The sequence below is a fragment of the Vreelandella neptunia genome (assembly GCF_000712975.1).
GTDB lineage: Bacteria > Pseudomonadota > Gammaproteobacteria > Pseudomonadales > Halomonadaceae > Vreelandella > Vreelandella qaidamensis.
Window position 1 is genome coordinate 332,807 of record NZ_JHQL01000004.1, and the last position, 13,110, is coordinate 345,916.

Consider the following 13,110-nt stretch of genomic DNA (forward strand, 5'->3'; position numbering starts at 1 on the left):
CCCTGGTCATTAGCTCTGATCATGCAGAGACAAACGCCTTAGTCCCTGCTTAATGTCGTTTAACAAGTTCCATTACCAAGCTTGCCAAACGTTGCCGCTGCGCTTTATCTAGCTTTTGCCCAGAACGCTCTAAATCCAGCAACGCTTGGTACTCTTCCTGTGGTGAGCGCTTGCGCTGAACTTCCACTAAATGCTCAACCAATCCTGTCAGTTCGGCTTCTCGAGTTCCCTTGGGAATCAGCAGCTCTCGTGACGCCAACTCAGCTAATACCTGCCCTTCATAGCTACCCTGAAAATGTGCCAACACCACCTGCGGGCTGCGATAACGCCCGGCACGTAGCAACTCAATCAAGTCGCGACATAGCGGTGTTTCTTCACTCTCTGGCAACCAGTCCAAGGAATCCGGTAGTGCTGCCACTAAGCTAGGCTCATTCAACAGTAGCTGTACAATCCGTGCCACGGTCGAAAGCACTTGCGGGCGATGCTGCAGTGCCTGCCTTTGTGGTGACTTTTTCTTACTGGAGCCTGAAGGTTTAGGTTTGGCGCTGACCAACGGTCCCTCATGATGCTCAAATGGCATCATGTCAGGCGACTCGACCTGCTCCCAGTACACGGCCTCCTGCGAAGACGCCTTCTGCGCCTCTTTTTGTGCACTGACAGCCGCACGCTTATCAAGCAGGTTTTTTAGCTGCGATTGCGCCAATCCACTGCGCTTAGCTAATGCCTCTAACAGTAACGATTTGAGCATTCCTTCAGGCACTTTGTTCAATGCCTCAAGCACCTGACTTGCAAACCGCTCTCGCCCCTCCACGGTATTCAAGTCACGCCCCTGCGCTGCCTGCTCAAAGAGAAACTCAGACAGCGGCATCGCGCAGGTAACGCGATTTTGGAACGCCTCACTACCTTCACGACGCACCAACGTATCCGGGTCATCACCTTCTGGCAGAAACAGGAAGCGCGCTTCACGACCGTCAATCATCTGCGGCAATGCTGTTTCTAAGGCACGGCTGGCGGCTTGGCGTCCTGCACGGTCGCCGTCAAAGCAAAACACCACACGGCTGACCAAACGAAATAGTCGGCTTAGGTGGTCTTCTGTCGTTGCCGTACCCAGGGTAGCAACTGCGTTATTGATGCCGAACTGCGCTAGCGCGACGACATCCATATAGCCTTCCACAATAACAAGCTGTTCAAGCTTGCTTGAGGCTTGGCGCGCCTCATACAGCCCATATAGCTCACGCCCCTTGTGAAAGACAGGCGTTTCTGGCGAGTTCAGGTATTTGGGCTGGTCATCGCCCATTACCCGACCGCCAAACGCAATGGTTCGCCCCCTTAAGTCCCGAATGGGAAACATCACACGATCACGAAAGCGGTCATACGTCCGCCCTGTGTCTTCACGGTGAATAAGCAAGCCATACTCTACTTGGACAGGCTCACCAATACCCCGTGCGCTCAAGTGCTGTTTTAGGGCCTCCCATCCACCGGGCGCATAACCAATACCATAGGTACTAACGACGTCCTGCGATAACCCACGGCCTTGCAGATAGCGCTGCGCTCCCTGCCCCTCCTGCATTTTTAGCCGTTCTCGGTAAAAACTGGCAGCAAGTTCAAGAAGGTTAACGCCCTCTTTGCGCTTTTTTTCGCGCTGCTGAGCGCGCGGATCATCGGCACCCTCACGAGGAACCTCTAACCCTAAACGGCTAGCCAACTGCCCAACCGCATCGGGAAAGGGTAGTTTGTCGTATTCCATTAGAAAGCGTAGCGCATTACCGTGGGCACCACACCCAAAGCAGTGATAAAACTGTTTATCAGCGCTGACCGTAAATGACGGAGTTTTCTCTTGATGGAAAGGACATAGCCCAGAATAGTTACGCCCGGCCTTTTTAAGCTGCACACGCTCACCAACCACCTCGACCACATCTACACGGCCTAAAAGGTCATCAATGAAACGTTGTGGAATTTGGCCTGCCATGAACTGCGGGCATCCTCGCGCAAAGCGCTAGATCACTTGCCTAAGGTCATCAGGCATGTTGCCAGATCACCATAAACAGCGATGAATCAAAACAAAAACAAACGGCCACCTAGTGGCGGCCGCTTGACATCCCTCTTGAGACGACCAGCTAACTGCTCCGGCCCCCTCGGGTACGGATCAATAGAGCCGTTCGAAACGCTTTTGCTCACGCTGAATCTTCTTGGCGTGGCGTTTTACGGCAGCTGCCGCTTTGCGCTTACGCTCAGCAGTCGGCTTCTCATAGTGCTCGCGGCGGCGTACTTCAGAAAGAACACCGGCTTTTTCGCAAGAACGCTTGAAGCGACGCAGGGCGACGTCAAACGGCTCGTTATCACGTACTTTTACAGAAGGCATTAAGCACTCACCTACCTTAAGGAGTCTTGAGTTCGGATAGTTCGTACACTGATAAAGACACAGTATACGACCCAGTTTTACAGCGCACAGTAGTCTAGTCGTGGTTGATGATCTTTGCAAATGCTTACGCGCTTCAAGCATGAGAATGCTAAACTAGTGTCCTGGTTTCCAGCACTGTTTTTACCTACGATTTTCAACTGACAACGAGTTCTTCAGCTATGCGCGTACTGGGCATTGAAACATCTTGCGATGAAACGGGCGTCGCGATTTATGATACTTCGCACACTGGAGGCAGCGGCCTGCTTGCCGACGCGCTATATAGTCAAATTGCCATGCATGCCGAGTATGGTGGCGTGGTGCCTGAACTTGCCTCTCGCGACCATACGCGCAAGCTGTTACCGCTGATTGAGCAAGTATTGCACGACGCAAAGCTGACGCGTAACGATCTAGACGGCATTGCCTACACCGCAGGCCCGGGGTTAGTGGGCGCACTAATGGTTGGCGCCAGCACAGCGCACGGCATGGCACGCGCCCTGGACATCCCGGTACTTGGCGTACACCACATGGAAGGCCACCTGTTAGCCCCTATGCTGGAAGATGACGCTCCTGACTTCCCCTTTGTCGCCTTGCTTGTCTCTGGCGGGCATACTCAGCTTGTCGAAGTGCAGGCGCTTGGGCACTATCAGCTACTCGGCGAATCGGTTGATGATGCAGCGGGTGAAGCCTTCGACAAAGCAGCCAAAATGCTTGGGCTTGCCTACCCCGGCGGCCCTCACGTGGCTAAACTTGCTGAGCAAGGCGACCCAAAACGTTTCCGCTTTCCACGACCAATGACCGACCGCCCTGGCCTAGACTTCAGTTTTTCCGGCTTAAAAACTCATACGCTGACCGCTATTCGCCAATTGGAAGCAGCTGGAGAACTAGACACCCAAGCCAAAGCCGACGTGGCGAGAGCCTTTGAAGAAGCTGTCGTGGACACCCTGGTTATCAAATGCCGACGCGCATTAGACCAAACCGGTTTAAAGCGCTTGGTGGTCGCAGGTGGCGTCAGTGCTAACCAACGCCTGCGTGAGCGCCTAGCGGTCGAAACAGAGAAACGTAACGCGCGGTCTTATTACCCTCGCGGGCGCTTTTGCACCGACAACGGCGCAATGATCGCTTATGTCGGCGCCCAACGCCTAGCGGCGGGAGAGCATGATGATAACGGCGTTATGAAGGCGACGCCGCGTTGGCCGCTGGACACCTTAAGCCCACCTAACCTCTATAGCGTCCCCTACTAGCCGCGTAAATGCGGCTCTTCTCCTCGACGCAGGCGGCGAATATTCAATCCATGCCGCGCGAGCACCAATAGGCTGAAACCACTCACAACCATAACGTAGTCGGGTGCTAGCCAGACGCAGGCCAGCGGCGCAACAAATGCACTAATAAGCGATGCTGCCGCAGCCATTCGCAGCCGCCAAGCAAGCAGCATCCAGCATATGGCACTAAGCAGCGCCACGCTGGGCACCAAGATCAGTAGCACGCCAAACGCACTGGCAACCGACTTACCACCGCGAAACCTATGCCAAAGGGGATAGCTATGACCCAGGAGAACGGCTAATCCTACTGCCCCCTGTAGCCAAACAGGTAGCCCCAGCCATTTGGCTGTCAGCACTGCAGGCGCCCCTTTTAATGCATCTAGCAATAGCGTGGTGACTGCTAAGCGCGGCCCGTAAAGGCGCAGCACGTTCGAAAACCCAGGGTTACATGAACCTTGATAGCGCGGATCAGGCACGCCTGCCAACCGACATACGCTCAGCGCCGCTAACCAGCTTCCGCTTAAGTAGCCCACCACGATCCATATCATTCCGCTCACCACCTTGGCTCCTACCCAGCGTTAGACCGTACTCAGCTGTCGTTTCGCGCTATCCTCAAGTACAATCGCCCGCTTGTTGACGCTAGGGGAAAACCTGTGGATCGCATTTTGATCGAAGCGCTGGCAGTAGATACCGTCATCGGTGTGTACGACTGGGAGCGCACCATTGTTCAGTCTTTAAGCTTGGACTTATCGCTCGCAACGGACATACGTCCCGCTGCCGCTACAGATGACTTGAGCTTAACGCTTGATTATGCAGCCATTTGCCAGCGAATCCAGCGCTTTGCTGACGAGCACCAATTTGCTCTCGTCGAGACCTTTGCAGAACGCCTGGCTGAGTGCTTACAGCAGGAGTTCTCCATTACCTGGCTGCGCCTTACCGTACGCAAACCAGGGGCAGTTCCACAAGCCGCTAGCGTGGGTCTTGAAATTACCCGTGGCACGCTTCCATGAGCTTGGTTACTCTCAGTTTAGGCAGCAATATCGATCCTGACACTCATATTCGCCTGTGCCTAGACGCGCTTGAAGATACCTTTGGCACCCTGCAAATATCGCGTGTTTTTGAAAGCGAGCCGGTGGGTTTTAATGATAATCGCAACTTTTATAACCTTGTAGTTGCGTTTGATAGCGACTGGACGGTGGGTGAACTTCAGGCGTGGTCTAAACAGCTTGAAATCGCCCATGGTCGTACTCCCGACATGGTTAAGTGCAGCTCACGGGCATTAGATATTGACCTACTTACGGTGGGATATGTGTGCGCCACCATTGACAATGTCACCCTACCCCGAGAAGAGATCACGCACAACGCCTTCGTCCTACAGCCCTTAGCCGAACTGCTACCCAATCAACGTCACCCCCTCTGTGGCCTACCTTACGCTACATTGTGGCAACGCTTCGATATGGGCAGCCAACGCTTATGGGCCATCGATTTTCAATGGCGTGGCCGCTGGGTTTCCCAGGCAGACCCCGCGCCAAAGAAGGCATCTGTTCGCTAACCAGAGTTCACAGTTAACGCTTAGCGCATCTCCAAAATCGCGTTCGCCACTACCTGCTGTCGGCGTGCACGTAGCGCCTGACCTAAGGCTGCTCCGCGATAACCCTCTTGCAATAGTGCTTGTGGGTCTACGCTTTGTGCGGCATGCCACGCTCGGCTCAGCGGTTCAACCGCCTCTTTAGCTAAACGCTTGATGAGCTGTAACTGCGCATTAACCTGCGTGGGCTTACGCCAGCCATCCAAACGCTCTAGCCAATGCAGAACGCGTTCGTCGCTTAATGGCTCGGACAATACATGCATACTAAGCGCTACATGGCGGGCAAGTTGTGTCACCGCATTGGGTAGCCGCAACCTTACCGCCAGCTCATCACGCTGTGAATCACTCAATACCGATACCATCAACGCGTAGCGCCAGTGAGCTAGCGGAAGAGAGCTGTCGATTGCCACTTGCTCGGCTGCATCCAGCGCCATTGCTTCAAGCGCACTTTTCAGTACCACCTCATCCGCCAGCTCTGGCCACCAAGCTACCAGCGCCTCGCAATCGTTCAGAGCAATGAAATAACAATCGGGGGTAGGTTCGCCCAGCGCTTTTTCAGTTTCCACCCACACTCGCTCAGCAGCAAGGTGGATAAGCTCTCCACTACGGCTCACCTCTCGCATTAGCGCTAGGGTTTCAGGCGCAATGGTAAATCCTAAGTGTGCGTAACGGGCAAGAAAGCGTGCCGTGCGCAATACCCGTAAGGGGTCTTCACTAAACGCTGGGGACACGTGGCGCAACAGGCGCTGCTCAATATCCCGCTGACCGTTAAAGGGATCGGTCAACTCGCCATCAAAGCGCTGCGCAATTGCGTTGATGGTTAAATCACGTCTTGAAAGGTCTTCTTCCAGGGTTACATCAGGGCTTGCGTGTACTTCAAAGCCGCCATAACCGTGGCCAGACTTTCTTTCAGTTCGTGCGAGCGCATACTCTTCGGCGGTATCAGGATGCAGAAAGACCGGAAAATCGCGCCCCACTGGTTTAAAACCCCGCTGCTGCATAACGTCTGGCGTGGCACCGACGACGACCCAATCATTATCAACTACCGGCCAGCCTAACAGCGCATCGCGCACTGCCCCGCCAACACGATAAACGTCAAGCCCTTTGGTTTTCGCATCCACCTGAAACACGGCTATCGCCCTTTTTTTCAATGTCTCGTGTTTTAATGTCTCGTATTTTAATGTCTAGGCCGACGGCTAGGTACGCTGATGCGCTCACCCGACTCCAGATTGAGAGCGGTTAACGACCCACCCCACACGCAACCCGTGTCCAGCGCCTCAACATGAATCGCGGCATTCGGGGTACGGCCCTCTAACGCGGCCCAGTGTCCGAACAGCAGCTGTAGCGTATCCGCCCTTGGGTACTGAAACCAGGGAGCAAATCCGTCGGGAGCACTTTCCAAGCCTTCCTTAGCAGCAAAGTCCAGCTTGCCGTCGCTATTGATAAAGCGCATACGGGTAAAAACATTAACGAGACAGCGCATACGATCCATCCCTTCCAGGTCGTCACGGAACTGGTCAGGCTGATTACCAAATAGTTGCGTTAAAAACTCGCCTGGACGCTCACTGAGCAAAGCCGCCTGAACTTCTTGGCTAAACGATATCGCCTGCTCTGCGCGCCACGTGGGCAACACGCCCGCATGGGTCATCAGTGTATTATTTTCATAAATTGCCAATGGTTGGCTTTGCAGCCAGTCCAGCACCTGTTCGCGCTGCGGTGCTGCAAGAATATCGCTGAGGGTGTCGTTTTTTTTCAGTTTTCCGCCACCGCGTGCCACCACCAACAGATGAAAATCGTGATTACCCAGCACGCAGCGGGCAGCACCGTCTAACGCCTGCACTTCCTTCAAACAGGCAAGCGACCCAGGACCGCGATTGACTAAGTCGCCAACCAGCCAGAGTGTGTCGTTTGCAGGATTAAAGCCAAGCTGATCTAGCAAGCTGACAAACTCAGCATGACAGCCGTGCAGATCACCAATGACATAAGTGCTCATGGCTACCCCTTTTAGAGAATGGTCAATGAAGCTGACGCGGCACCGCTAGCCTAAAAGGTGCAATGGGCACATCAAAGGCCCGTTGGGTATAGGTATTGAGCAACGTATAAGCACCTTCCATAACACCTACCGGCGTTTGCAGAATAGCTCGACTGGTGTAGCGAAAACGCTGTCCTGGGCCAATTAACGGTTGCTGGCCCACCACCCCTTTGCCACGTACCTCTTGGCTATCGCCGTTACCTTGGGTAATTTTCCAGTAGCGCGCCATGAGCTGCACGCTATGAGGGCTTTGGTTATGCACCGTTACGGTATAACTAAACACAAAACGCGACTCACTGTCGTTTGACTCTGCCACACGGTACTCAGGCGCAATGCTAACCTCAATGGCTAAAGCACTCACGCGTCGTCACTCCCTTTGTTACTAAGCGCTTCGTCCGCCGCCACTTGATTAGCGATAGTTACATACTCAGCAACCGACAGGGTTTGCGGACGCCGTGCGGGATCAATGCCTAACGCCTCTAATGTTTCTGCGCTCACTCTACCTTTTAAGTTATTACGTAGTGTTTTGCGCCGCTGACCAAACGCTAACTTGACCAGCTCAAACAGCAGCGCTGGGTCATCTGCCGTTTGGGGCAAGCTTTTATGAGGCGTCAGCCTAACAATGGCGGAGTCAACTTTCGGCCTAGGAACGAAGGCTTCTGGTGGCACGATAAACAGCTGGTCAACATGGCAGTAATACTGCGCCATCACTGACAGCCGCCCCCAATCAGTGCTGCCTGGCTCAGCGGCCAAGCGCTCAACGACCTCTTTTTGCAGCATAAAGTGCATATCGGCAATCGCATTACCCATGGTCAATAAATGCACAATAAGCGGTGTCGAGATATTGTAAGGCAGGTTACCGACCACTCGCAGCGCTGGGCCACCCCCTTTTAGCGCAGTGAAATCAAACTTCAGTGCATCACCCTCATGAATCACAAAGTCAGGGTAGTTAAAAAACTGCACCCTCAAACCAGGAATCAAGTCACGGTCTAGCTCAATGACTTCAAGCTTTCCTGTCGCCTCTAACAACGGAGCAGTAAGCGCGCCTTGTCCTGGGCCAATTTCGACGAGTCGGTCGCCTTCGCGAGGTCCAATAGCACGGACAATACGCGAAATGATGCCGAGGTCACGCAGAAAGTTTTGACCAAAGCGTTTACGAGCACGGTGCTGCTGAGGCACTTGAGACATCTAACAGTGTTCCTTGGAGGGTTGATTCATAAAGCAATGGAGGCATTGGCGCGCCGTGCAGCAAGTTGCTTTGCTAGCGCAAGGGCCACACCTAAGCTACTGGGGTCGGCAATTCCGCGACCAGCTAAACTAAGCGCGGTGCCATGGTCAACGGAGGTTCGTACCAACGGTAGGCCAAGCGTAATATTCGCCGCTTGACCAAAGCCTGCGTATTTTAACACCGCTAGCCCTTGGTCATGATACATCGCCAGCACTGCATCAATACCCACCAAATGACGCGGTGTAAAAAGCGTATCGGCCGGAAACGGGCCTTGAACATCTAGGCCTTCAGCACGCAGCGCCTTTAACGCGGGAATAATAACATCGAGCTCTTCGTGCCCTAAATGGCCATCTTCACCCGCATGGGGGTTTAGCCCACACACCGCAATGCGAGGAGTAACAATGCCAAACTGGCGCTTTAGATCAGCCGCGAGCAGACGGCTAATTTGCATGATTTTATCGTAGGTAACCGCGTCTGCCACCTCACGCAGCGGCAGATGCGTAGTCACCAGCGCCACGCGCAGATCACCACTACCCTGCCAGTGGCTGGACTGGGCGTGCAGTGCTTGATCAGTGGCTAACAACATCACGACCTCATCAACCCCACACGCATCGCGCAGCCATTCAGTATGACCAGTGAAGTTGGGGAAGCCACCTTCAATAATCACACCTTTATGAAGCGGCGCAGTAACCATTGCTGCTGCATGGCCCTGTTGGCAGGCGTCTACAGCAATTTGCAACGTTTCTAGCACATAGCCTGCATTGGTAGGATTAAGCACGCCTGGAAGCGCTGGCTCGCGAAGTGCGGCGGGCCATACGACCAACCGCCCGGGTGAAGACACCTCTTCGCTTCCAGGGGCTGCTTCTACCACATCGAGCTGAAGCCCGAGCAGTGCCGCGCGCTGATTTAGCAACTGGATGTCGCCAATCGCTACGGTGTTATTCAATTGGCCATTGGCGGCCAACATCAGCGTAATCTCTGGCCCGATGCCTGCGGGTTCGCCGGTAGTAATTAGCAGCGGTGCAGCACTATTGCTCATTGCGTTGGCTCATGGTGATTGCTCGTTAGAGGCGAATATCAACGAACGCCTGTTCCCGCATTTCACGCTGCCACGTCTGCAGTTCTTCGTTAGCACGACGCTGGAAAATGGCTTGGCGAACCTGTTCACGACGGCTCTCTTCCGTTACGTCTTGACGGCGACGCTCTAGCACTTCAATGACGTGGTAGCCAAACTGGGAACGCACTGGCTCAGACAGCTGATTAGTATTCAATGACCCCATGGCTTCTTCGAAGGCAGGAACGGTTTGGCCGGGGCGTACCCAACCCAGTTCACCGCCATTCATCGCACTGCCGCGGTCGTCACTAAACTCGCGGGCCACGGATGAAAAGCCTGCCCCCTGCTGTAAACGCTGTCGAGCTTGTTCGGCGCGAGCACGGGCTTGGTTTTCATTGCGCGTTGGCGTTAGCTCTACTAAGACGTGGCGGGCACGCGTTTCTTCAATAAACGCCTGTCCTTGCTGAGATGGCTGCTGACTCAAGAAGCGATCAACGTCACGATCAGATACGTTGACACGCTGACTAATTTGGCGCTGCTGCACTTGGCGCATCAGCATTTCTCGGCGGACTTCTTCTCGCACGTCAGCCAGGGTCATGCCGTCCGCTTCTACGGCATCAGCAAATTCGTCAAGCGTCATGCCGTTAGACTCTGCGATGGTACGCAGCTGGCGGTTAAGCTCCGTGTCATCCACGCTAAGATTAGCTTCACGGGCCATCTGAAGCTGAATTTCGTCCATCACCATGCGCTCCAGCACCTGCTGAGCCAGCTGGCTGCGTGGCGGTAAGTTACCGCCCTGGCTTTGCGCCTGCTGCTCTACCTGAGCGATACGGTCATCAAGCTCACTACGCATAATGACGCCATCATTAACGACAGCCACAACACTATCCAGCATTTGCCGCTGGGTCGATTCAAAATTTTGTGCGTAAACCGATAGCGGTACAAGTGCAGCACCTGCTCCAAGGCAGAGCACCATCATGCCGCCAGCAGAGAGCAGCTTTGCCCGCTTTTTTAAGGCACAGGTCAGCAGGGTCTTTCTGGTAGTCATAAAAATTCTCTTTCAGTCAGCCACCATTTAACGACATCGTTACAGGGGCGTAGGGCGGTAGCCAGGAATGGCTTGTTCAAAGTAGCCGTCAGCCTGTTGGCCAACGCCACCAAGGCCACGGAATACAAAACGTACAAATAGCCCGCGGTCGTTAAAGTCATCGCCTATACGGGCGGTGTCGTTATCGTCTACCCATTCACGCCAGACCAGCTGTAAACCATAGCAGCAGTCATTCCACTGCACGCCGGCCAGCTGCTCGAGCGCACGGTCGTTGGTTTGATCGTGCAGGTAGCGACCAATCAAATCAATCCTCGGGCTGGCTTTCCAAGCAAGTGACAGGTCCCACTCTTCTCGACTGTAATCTCTAAAGCCGTCATCGCCTGGCACAACACCTGGATCAAAACCTTCGATCTCCCAACGGTAACCAAGGTTCACTACGTGACCAGCGGGATGACGATAACGGGCATCAACGCTAGAGCGTTCAGTCTGCTCACGCTGGTCGTCGTATAACCACTCATAACCTGCACTCCACCGATCATTAATCTGCCAATCGAGACGAGTTACCACTGGAGAGCGGTCCCGCGTGGCCTGATAACGGCTCAGCGGATTCACGTTTGCACTATCTTCCGGACGAGCAGGTAATGTATCTGGGTCACCGTCGCTATCAATACGACGGTCAGATAGATAAATGCTTTGCCCGACACCAAGGGTTAACCGATCTTGCCCAGAAGCATCTTCAATAAAACGTGACTCTACGCCTAACGACACACGATTCAGGTCACCTAAACGGTCAGCACCTGAAAAACGATGAGGCGACCATAACTGGGCCCATGAGAAGGCTCGTTCACGGCTATCAAAATCAGGTAACTGCGTTTGGTTAGTGCGCGGCACGTAAGCATAGTTCAAACGCGGTTCAAGGGTTTGCCGATAATCACGGCCGCGTAGTTCCAGTTCACGTTCAAACACAAGGCCACTATCGATTGATGTGACCGCCGCACTGCGACTGGGAGACGTACCTCGGTCAGTGACACGATCGCCATAATCTAGCTCATAGGCAGTGTGCCATAGCTCGGTACGCGGCTCGATGTACCCCCAGGGCTGCTCAAAGCGCCAGCCAATTGCTGGCGTAAGATGCAGACGCGTACCAATGGCAGCTTCACGCTCAGGCACGCGACGCTCATCAACATCACGCCAAAAATAAGTCGCGTTAGAACGCCACTGGGTATAAAAGCCACTGCCCAGCTGCCAATCAGAATTGGCTGTCAGGCTTGGCAAACGATAAAAAGGCTTATCGGAGTCACTTAAGGGATCTTCTAAACGCTGGAAGCCTTGAGCGCGTGCATTTAGCTGCCAACGCTCACCGCGATAATCTACCTGTGCCAAACGCTCCATACTTACGCGTTCACTATTGCCAAACTCATCACCAAAATCATCAAAATAGCGCCCGTCGCTTGCGGCACCATAGCGTAATTGATAATTACTGCGCGGGGTCAGGCTACCTGCGTGCTGGGCATCAATATACCAACGGTCATCGCCCTCAAAGCGGTTATCACCGTTGTTACTGCCATCATCGCTACTGATATACCCACCTTCCACCGTTCCTTGGCTCTCTTCAAGCAGGTAGCGGTACTCACCATTGAGCAATAAGCCACGATCCGACATCCAACGCGGCGTAATAGTAGCATCATGATTCGGCGCTATATTCCAATAAAAGGGCTGAGCATAATCAAACCCGTCATTGGAAAAACTGACGGAAGGCGATAGCAGGCCTGTATGGCGGCGGTCGTCAATAGGGAAACGCAGCCAGGGCCAATAAAAAATCGGTACATCTTTTACTTCAAGGCGTGCGTGACGCGCGGTGCCAAAGCCTTCTTCTTGGTTTAATTTTATATCGCTGCTAACGAGCTGCCAGCTATTAGTGTCTGGATCACAGGTCGTGAATGACGCGTTTCGCAGGCGATACTCCCCATCACCGGTTTGCTCTAACTGACTGGCCTGCCCCCTCAAGTGTTGCGCATAAAGCACATAGTGGCTATTGCGCAACGACGCTTGGTCGTTATTGAGCATTAGTGTCGCTTGTTCGCCACGCACCAGTGCCTGGCCATCACGTATGGCCAGATTACCCTCGGCGTCGACTCGCTGACGGTCTGCGGGCAGATACATCTGTGCCGCCTGTAGCTCAGTATTGCCACGGCGCAGCACAACATCACCGCGCAACAACGCCTCACCATCTGCCGCGTAATCAACTTCTTGCGTCTCAACCGACAACGTTTCGGGGTTATCTTCCGCTGGCAAGCGGTAGTCTGGCATCACATAACGCCCTCGACACAGCTGGTACGGTGCTTCGTCTTGACTCCAGGCCTGCCAGTCCAGCGCCTCGGCAGGTAGCGTCTGGCCTTGCGCCACCACTGAAAATGAGGCGCCAGCGAGCAAACTGCCCAACAGCGTGTGCGCAACCGGTACGGTACGCGAGATTCGCTTGCCCATGTTCGTTATCCTT

The 13,110-nt window shown here is 54.1% G+C and carries 13 protein-coding genes; 3 read left to right on the forward strand and 10 right to left on the reverse strand.

Annotated elements, in window-relative coordinates:
- Positions 1-49: 49 nt before the first annotated feature.
- Positions 50-1,969 (reverse strand): DNA primase, encoded by a 1,920-nt coding sequence (dnaG, locus tag CR46_RS0113605; RefSeq protein ID WP_030073791.1) that lies wholly within the window; start codon positions 1,967-1,969, stop codon positions 50-52.
- A gap of 177 nt (positions 1,970-2,146) precedes the next feature.
- A complete protein-coding gene (rpsU, locus tag CR46_RS0113610) occupies positions 2,147-2,362 on the reverse strand; it encodes a 30S ribosomal protein S21 (protein WP_007113641.1) in 216 nt (71 codons plus the stop codon).
- Positions 2,363-2,580: 218 nt separating this feature from the next.
- Here rpsU and tsaD point away from each other — a divergent pair, with 218 nt between their 5' ends.
- A complete protein-coding gene (gene tsaD / locus CR46_RS0113615; protein ID WP_030073796.1) occupies positions 2,581-3,642 on the forward strand; it encodes a tRNA (adenosine(37)-N6)-threonylcarbamoyltransferase complex transferase subunit TsaD in 1,062 nt (353 codons plus the stop codon).
- On the opposite strand, the gene plsY is transcribed toward tsaD, so the two are convergent.
- Positions 3,639-4,208: a glycerol-3-phosphate 1-O-acyltransferase PlsY gene (plsY, locus tag CR46_RS0113620; protein WP_030073798.1), complete on the reverse strand. Its 570-nt coding sequence runs from the start codon at positions 4,206-4,208 to the stop codon at positions 3,639-3,641. The two genes, tsaD and plsY, sit on opposite strands and share 4 nt — an antisense overlap.
- 105 nt (positions 4,209-4,313) lie before the next feature.
- On the opposite strand from plsY, the gene folB reads away from it, so the two are divergent.
- Together folB and folK are read left to right on the forward strand one after the other, a co-directional pair.
- Positions 4,314-4,670 carry a dihydroneopterin aldolase gene (folB, locus tag CR46_RS0113625; protein ID WP_030073800.1) on the forward strand — a complete coding sequence of 119 codons (357 nt, stop codon included), beginning with the start codon at positions 4,314-4,316 and terminating at the stop codon, positions 4,668-4,670.
- A complete protein-coding gene (gene folK, locus CR46_RS0113630; RefSeq protein WP_030073805.1) occupies positions 4,667-5,212 on the forward strand; it encodes a 2-amino-4-hydroxy-6-hydroxymethyldihydropteridine diphosphokinase in 546 nt (181 codons plus the stop codon). The genes folB and folK overlap by 4 nt, the downstream gene beginning before the upstream one ends.
- Positions 5,213-5,232: 20 nt before the next feature.
- Here folK and CR46_RS0113635 read toward each other — a convergent pair whose 3' ends face one another.
- From CR46_RS0113635 to CR46_RS0113665, 7 genes are read right to left on the reverse strand one after another with little or no spacing between them, the layout of a single operon-like run.
- A complete protein-coding gene (locus CR46_RS0113635; RefSeq protein WP_030073807.1) occupies positions 5,233-6,378 on the reverse strand; it encodes a tRNA nucleotidyltransferase/poly(A) polymerase-related protein in 1,146 nt (381 codons plus the stop codon).
- Positions 6,379-6,425: 47 nt separating this feature from the next.
- Positions 6,426-7,241 carry a symmetrical bis(5'-nucleosyl)-tetraphosphatase gene (locus CR46_RS0113640; RefSeq protein ID WP_030073809.1) on the reverse strand — a complete coding sequence of 272 codons (816 nt, stop codon included), beginning with the start codon at positions 7,239-7,241 and terminating at the stop codon, positions 6,426-6,428.
- A gap of 22 nt (positions 7,242-7,263) precedes the next feature.
- Entirely contained in the window at positions 7,264-7,641 is a 378-nt protein-coding gene (gene apaG / locus CR46_RS0113645) for a Co2+/Mg2+ efflux protein ApaG (RefSeq protein ID WP_030073811.1), read from the reverse strand.
- The gene (gene rsmA, locus CR46_RS0113650) at positions 7,638-8,468 is read right to left on the reverse strand and encodes a 16S rRNA (adenine(1518)-N(6)/adenine(1519)-N(6))-dimethyltransferase RsmA (RefSeq protein ID WP_030073813.1); all 831 of its coding nucleotides are present in this window, start codon (positions 8,466-8,468) and stop codon (positions 7,638-7,640) included. Before rsmA ends, apaG begins: the two co-directional genes overlap by 4 nt.
- A gap of 26 nt (positions 8,469-8,494) precedes the next feature.
- The gene (gene pdxA / locus CR46_RS0113655) at positions 8,495-9,547 is read right to left on the reverse strand and encodes a 4-hydroxythreonine-4-phosphate dehydrogenase PdxA (protein ID WP_030073814.1); all 1,053 of its coding nucleotides are present in this window, start codon (positions 9,545-9,547) and stop codon (positions 8,495-8,497) included.
- Between the two features lie 25 nt (positions 9,548-9,572).
- The gene (locus CR46_RS0113660; RefSeq protein WP_030073816.1) at positions 9,573-10,610 is read right to left on the reverse strand and encodes a peptidylprolyl isomerase; all 1,038 of its coding nucleotides are present in this window, start codon (positions 10,608-10,610) and stop codon (positions 9,573-9,575) included.
- Positions 10,611-10,649: 39 nt separating this feature from the next.
- Positions 10,650-13,097: an LPS-assembly protein LptD gene (locus CR46_RS0113665; protein ID WP_030073818.1), complete on the reverse strand. Its 2,448-nt coding sequence runs from the start codon at positions 13,095-13,097 to the stop codon at positions 10,650-10,652.
- Positions 13,098-13,110 lie beyond the last annotated feature (13 nt).

What these genes read in the sequence shown, in the direction of transcription:
- dnaG (WP_030073791.1), bottom strand. Translation starts at nt 1,969, where the DNA reads ATGGCAGGCCAAATTCCACAACGTTTCATTGATGACCTTTTAGGCCGT.
- rpsU (WP_007113641.1), bottom strand. Translation starts at nt 2,362, where the DNA reads ATGCCTTCTGTAAAAGTACGTGATAACGAGCCGTTTGACGTCGCCCTG.
- tsaD (WP_030073796.1), top strand. Translation starts at nt 2,581, where the DNA reads ATGCGCGTACTGGGCATTGAAACATCTTGCGATGAAACGGGCGTCGCG.
- plsY (WP_030073798.1), bottom strand. Translation starts at nt 4,208, where the DNA reads ATGATATGGATCGTGGTGGGCTACTTAAGCGGAAGCTGGTTAGCGGCG.
- folK (WP_030073805.1), top strand. Translation starts at nt 4,667, where the DNA reads ATGAGCTTGGTTACTCTCAGTTTAGGCAGCAATATCGATCCTGACACT.
- CR46_RS0113640 (WP_030073809.1), bottom strand. Translation starts at nt 7,241, where the DNA reads ATGAGCACTTATGTCATTGGTGATCTGCACGGCTGTCATGCTGAGTTT.
- rsmA (WP_030073813.1), bottom strand. Translation starts at nt 8,468, where the DNA reads ATGTCTCAAGTGCCTCAGCAGCACCGTGCTCGTAAACGCTTTGGTCAA.
- pdxA (WP_030073814.1), bottom strand. Translation starts at nt 9,547, where the DNA reads ATGAGCAATAGTGCTGCACCGCTGCTAATTACTACCGGCGAACCCGCA.
- CR46_RS0113660 (WP_030073816.1), bottom strand. Translation starts at nt 10,610, where the DNA reads ATGACTACCAGAAAGACCCTGCTGACCTGTGCCTTAAAAAAGCGGGCA.
- CR46_RS0113665 (WP_030073818.1), bottom strand. Translation starts at nt 13,097, where the DNA reads ATGGGCAAGCGAATCTCGCGTACCGTACCGGTTGCGCACACGCTGTTG.